General features: G+C 69.3%; 2 protein-coding genes. Both read right to left on the reverse strand.

What is annotated here, in order from left to right:
* Positions 1 to 4 precede the first annotated feature (4 nt).
* Positions 5 to 742, reverse strand: coding sequence for a hypothetical protein (locus tag OXN85_13170; protein MCY3600911.1), 738 nt, complete (start codon positions 740 to 742; stop codon positions 5 to 7).
* A 1,166-nt stretch (positions 743 to 1,908) separates the two neighbouring features.
* Positions 1,909 to 5,072 (reverse strand): cadherin domain-containing protein (locus OXN85_13175; GenBank protein MCY3600912.1); only part of this gene is annotated, 3,164 nt, incomplete at its 5' end.

Consider the following 5,072-nt stretch of genomic DNA (forward strand, 5'->3'; position numbering starts at 1 on the left):
GCGCTTATCTCACTTGGATCTCCGCGGCCCGCGATGGCGCGGCGGCGGCAAAATAGCCGTATGCGCCCTTGCCTTCAATGCCGAAGTTGGGCCACGGCTCGGGCAACGGGAAACTGCCCGTGTGCGCCAAGAAGTTGGTATGGTTCCATCCCAGTGCGAGCAGTCGCAGGGAGAAACGCATCGGCTTGCCGCGGTACCGCACGGAGAGCGTGTCGGTTCCGGTGCCTTCGAGCGTTGCGGGTATGACGCCGAGCAGGCCCAGATCGACCTTCACCTCGGTTCCGTCGTCCGAGGTCTCCGACGCATCCGGGATCTCGACTCGCACCGTACCCACATCGGGCTCGATCCTGTAGCGAACCGCTACCTCGACCCGCCTCGCTCCAGAGGGCGGTGGCAGCGCCAGCGTGTCTCCGGGCTCCAGCAGTTCGGGCGGCGCGGGCACGAGCACCGTGCCGGTGAACTCGCCCGTTGCCGTGGTTCCCGCGATACCGTATCGGACTCGCGGCCGGATCGGCTCTGGCAGCGCGGCCTGGAGGCAGGTTGTCGGCCCGGGCCACCTGTCCGGGCTGGCGAGCGTGCATGAATCCAACGGCACGGTTTCCGAGAATGCGGCCACCCATCCGGGTCCCTTCAGGACCGCGTCCAACCTAGGCGGGGAGCCGGTGCGTGGACGGTGCGGGTGGGCTGCCAGCATGCGGGCGACCTCCTCGCCAGCGATGAGCACGATGCCGACGGTGGCCACGTCAGGGTCCGCTTCAAGCGGATCCGACGGACGGGCGGAGCAACCGAGGTCCGAATCACGGCAAGAGATCACGTAAGTTCAATCAGGGCTGCACGATCTGCGTTTGCCGCTGTTATACTGGACCTTGCTGGACCTTGCCCCGAGAGCGGTAGAAACGGACGTGAATGGCGGGACTTGCGCGCACTTCTGCCCGGATTCATTCTAGGATAGAGGAACGCCAACCCCAGAATCTGGACGCACCGCATGGACGGTCAGCACGACAGTGCTTTAGAACGGCGTTTCGATCAGCGGATGTGGCGAATCTGCGAACGGGCGCAATCGGAGTGCGGATACAACGCCGCTCGGTTTCGCACGATGCTGGGGCAGCACGGAGGCTTCGAAACCGCCAAGCTGTTGCTCCATGGCCGTTCAGGTCCTCAATGGGCTGCTGGTCTTGAGGCGATGTGGAGATGCAGACGCTTGGACTTGACGGTGGAAGCGCTAGCCTTGGAGGCCGAGTTTGAGTCGCTCTTCTCGCACGACCAGCGCCTGACGGCTCAGAAACGTCTCAGTCAACTCGGATACGAGCCGGGGGCCTGAATAACACAAGGCCGCCATTTGGAACTTTGGTCAGCTTCGCCTCCGTACGAACTTACTGCGTGAGATGGGGACGTGAACGATGTCGGGATCCCTTCGCGTGGTCCAAGGCCTCGTTCAAGGAGTGGACATAAGTCCCTCTCGGAACTCTTGCTCCTCTTCGCCGCGATTGGGCTTGGAGGGCTGTTAGGGGCGATCCGGAATCCTAGGCCGTAGGATCCACCGTAACGCACGGACTCGACCCGCATAGGGGTAGGAGTACCCCCGGCTTTGGGCCTTCGGTGGAGGAACTCGACATCCTCGCGGCGGATGATCGAGCCAAGGAAACGGGGTTGAAGCGCGGTTGCGACGGCTGGCGGTGGCCGCGTGTCGCGTGTGCGCCATCAGGTGATCCGGCTCTACGCCGACAGGGGTTGGAGTCGTTGGGAGCCCGTCGTCAATTGCTTGAAGGCGCTGGAGGCGACGCAGGCCGTGGTCGCCGTCTCACCGGACTAAATCAACATCCAGTCCACTCCACACCTTCCCAACCGGCGGGCGGGTGGTTCCGCGGCAGGTTCCCAAGGGACTCGCCGCATACCGGCGCGCGAGGTTCAGAAGGTGAAGTCGAGCGCAAGTCTGAGTCCGAGGTTGGGGTCTTGACCGGGCAGTTGGTTGCGCGATCCCTCGATTCCGAGCCGCAGGGTCCGGCTGACGCCGTACCGGCTTCCGAACGACCACGCACGGTTCCGGCCATCCGCCGAGAGTCGGGTGTAGCCGTCGAGCGCGCCTTCGCCGCCGGGGTTCTTGAACCCGTAGCCGGCTTCGGCGTCGAGCCGCCATTCCCGTCCCGCGGTTGGCGTCATCATCCGGAGGGTCCGGGCGTCCATGAGCCCGTGGATGCCGTTCCGGTCATGCCCGTGCCGGGGGCTGACCGCGAGCCGGAACCCTTCGCCCCGTGTTCCGGGGTCGAACGCGAGCCTGAGCGCGGCGCCCCATTCGCGGTGGTTGCCGGACCCGAAGGCCAGCCTTCCACGGAGATCGAGGTCGAGCCCGTGGCCCGCATAGCCGACCGAGGCTCCGGTCTCGCCGCCGCCGCCCGTGTCGGCGTCGCCGCCGTCGTAGCGCGCCCCGGCCTGGGTGGCGAGCTTGAGTCCTCCGCCCGTCCAAGACGCTTCGAGAAGCGCACGTGCGCGCGAGGCCGAGCCTTCTCGCCGGCCGTCTTCGGCGCTCATGCCGACGGTGAACGCGTCGCCGTTGAGGGCGAGCCCGAACGCGCCGCTGCGTGCGAGCGGCACCTTGACGCCGCCCGAGAGCATGCGCATCGACGCTTCCGTGTTGCCGTGGCGCTCGTCGTACCGGACATCCCCGCTTCCGTATCCGGCCATGGCCCAGAGTCCGATTCCGGGGGAAGGCTGGAGGAACAGGTAGGGATGGACGCTGTTCATGCCGTGTCCCATCGAGCCTTTTGCGGAGTGCCGCGAGTAGTCGAGGTCGCCGTCGCTGCGCATGAGCGATACTCCGAGCAGCGCGGAGGAGCCGATGCGTGCGTCGGCCCCGACGGTGAGCGCGCGGAGGCCGCCGTCGTAGTCGGCTCCCGCGGGATCGCCCCGGAACGATTGTGCGGATCCTTCGGCCCAGAGTCCGATCCTCGGCCGCCCCTCCAAGGACTGCGGCCCGAGCGCGGTGGCGAACGAGAGGCTGGGCAACAGGCGCCGGACGGCCTCCCGCCCGGACGGCAGATCGACCGAATCGGATCGGCGGATCATGTCGGCCGCCGAGGATGCGCTCAGGGACACGCCGCTGAGCGAGGCGAGGGTGCCGGCTGCGCGTCCGACCCACTCCGCCGCCGATCCGGGCATGCCGGTCCCGGAAACGCTTCCCGCGGGCCGCATGACGGCGTCGATGCGCGCTCCGACGGCCTGCCGCGCGCCCTCGGCCACGGCGCGTCCGAAGACGGCGAGTCCGAGGTCGAACGCCTCGTCCCGGAGCGGGCCGGGATCGTGGTCCGCGATATCGACGGTGGCGGAGGCGACGGCACCCGCGCTCACGGCCTCGGGCAGCGCGCCGAACGCGAGCGCGAGGAGGCCGGACCCGGTCCCGGCCGGAACTTCGAGCATGAACGCCGCGAGCGAGTCGCCGGGCTCGAACACGACCGAGTCCGGCAACATGGATTCCACGGACGAGGCGTGCGTGGCCGTGAGCGGCACCGCCACCCGCCGGTCGGCGGCGGGGTTCGCCCGCAGCGTGATCTCGGTCCCCGGCCCGCCCGCGACCGCCGTGTACTCCGCCTGCACGTACTCGACTTCAAGCTCGGTCGGCGAACCGTCCTCGGCCACGGATCGGGATATCCGGTCTCCGGCCACCGCCGCCACGACGATCCGCGTGGCTGCGGGAACGCCGACGGCAACCCCTTCCGGCAGGTCGCCGAACCGTATGGCAAGAGTGTCCCCGGCCGAGAGGCCCGCCGTGCCGACGCTCAGGGTGCCCGCACCCGCTCCGCTCCGGAACGTGACGGTGTGCGTGCTGTCCCCGGCCACGACCTCGATGGCGAGCGCCGAGGAGGCCGCGGGCGACAGGAGCACGGCGACATCGGCGGATCCACCCGGCGCGGTCGCGTAGCTTTGCGCGCCGAACGAGACGACCGGCGTCGTCGCGCCCACGACCATCACGGCCGCGCTCTCCGCGCGCTTGCCCGGCCCGTGGCCGTCGGTGTAGGTGAACACCGCGCGCAGGTACTTGCCCCTGTCGGCTTCGGCCGGGGTGTAGAACCGCCGCTCCGCCCCCTGCACGATCATGGTCCACGCAGCGCCGTCTGGCGAACGCTGCCACGTCCGCATCTTGCTCCGCTCGACCGAGCGGTCCTCGTCCATCAGCGTCGCGGTCAGCCGCTCGCCCACCCGCGCCACGTCCGCGCTGAGCACGATCCGGCCCGGATCGTCCGCGTTCGTCACCCGGATCGTCACCGATGCGGTGTCGGCAAGCTCGCCGTCGCTCGCCTCGACCCGCACCGCGAGCAGCGTGTCGCCGCCCTCGTAGTCGAGCGCCGCGCCCTCGGCCACGACGATCTGGCCCGTCGAAGCGTCGATCCCGAACAGCGCCTCGTCTCCGCCTTCGGCGAAACCGTACGACAGCGACGCGTTGTCCGGGTCGGTCGCCGCGACCGGCGCGCCGACCTTCGTGCCGCCCGGCGAGTTCTCCGCCACCTCGCGCTCGAACGCGGCCCCGAACGAGGGCGCCGCGTTCGCCGGCAGCACCTTCACCGGGTCGCTCACCGCCCGCTTTCCGGGACCGTGGCCGTCCCTGTAGGTGAACACCGCCCGCAGCCACCTGCCCTCGTCGGCGGCGACGGGGTTGTACGCCCCGCCCGTGGCGATCTCGTTCCACGAACTGCCGTTCGCCGAACGCTGCCACCGGCGCTTCCTGCCCGCGCTCCGCACGCCGTCCTCGTCCGTCAGCGTCGCGACAAGCTCGACGCCCACCCGCGCCACCCCGGGGCTCAGCGCGACCGCGCCCGGATCGTCCGCGTCCTTCACCCGGATCGTCACCGAGGCGGTGTCCGCGAGCTCGCCGTCGCTCGCCTCGACGCTGACCGTGAACAGCGTGTCTCCGCTCTCGTAGTTCAGCGCCGCGTCCGCGGCCACCTTGATCCGGCCGGTCCCGGAATCGATCTCGAACGGCGCGGCGTCGCCGTCCGCGAGGATGACGTAGGTCAGGTCGTCGCCGTCTTCGTCGGTCGCGGTCACGGGCTTGCCGACCCTCGTGCCGCCCGCCGAGT

Origin of the sequence: Candidatus Palauibacter australiensis, assembly GCA_026705295.1 — a bacterium.
Taxonomy (GTDB): Bacteria; Gemmatimonadota; Gemmatimonadetes; order Palauibacterales; family Palauibacteraceae; genus Palauibacter; species Palauibacter australiensis.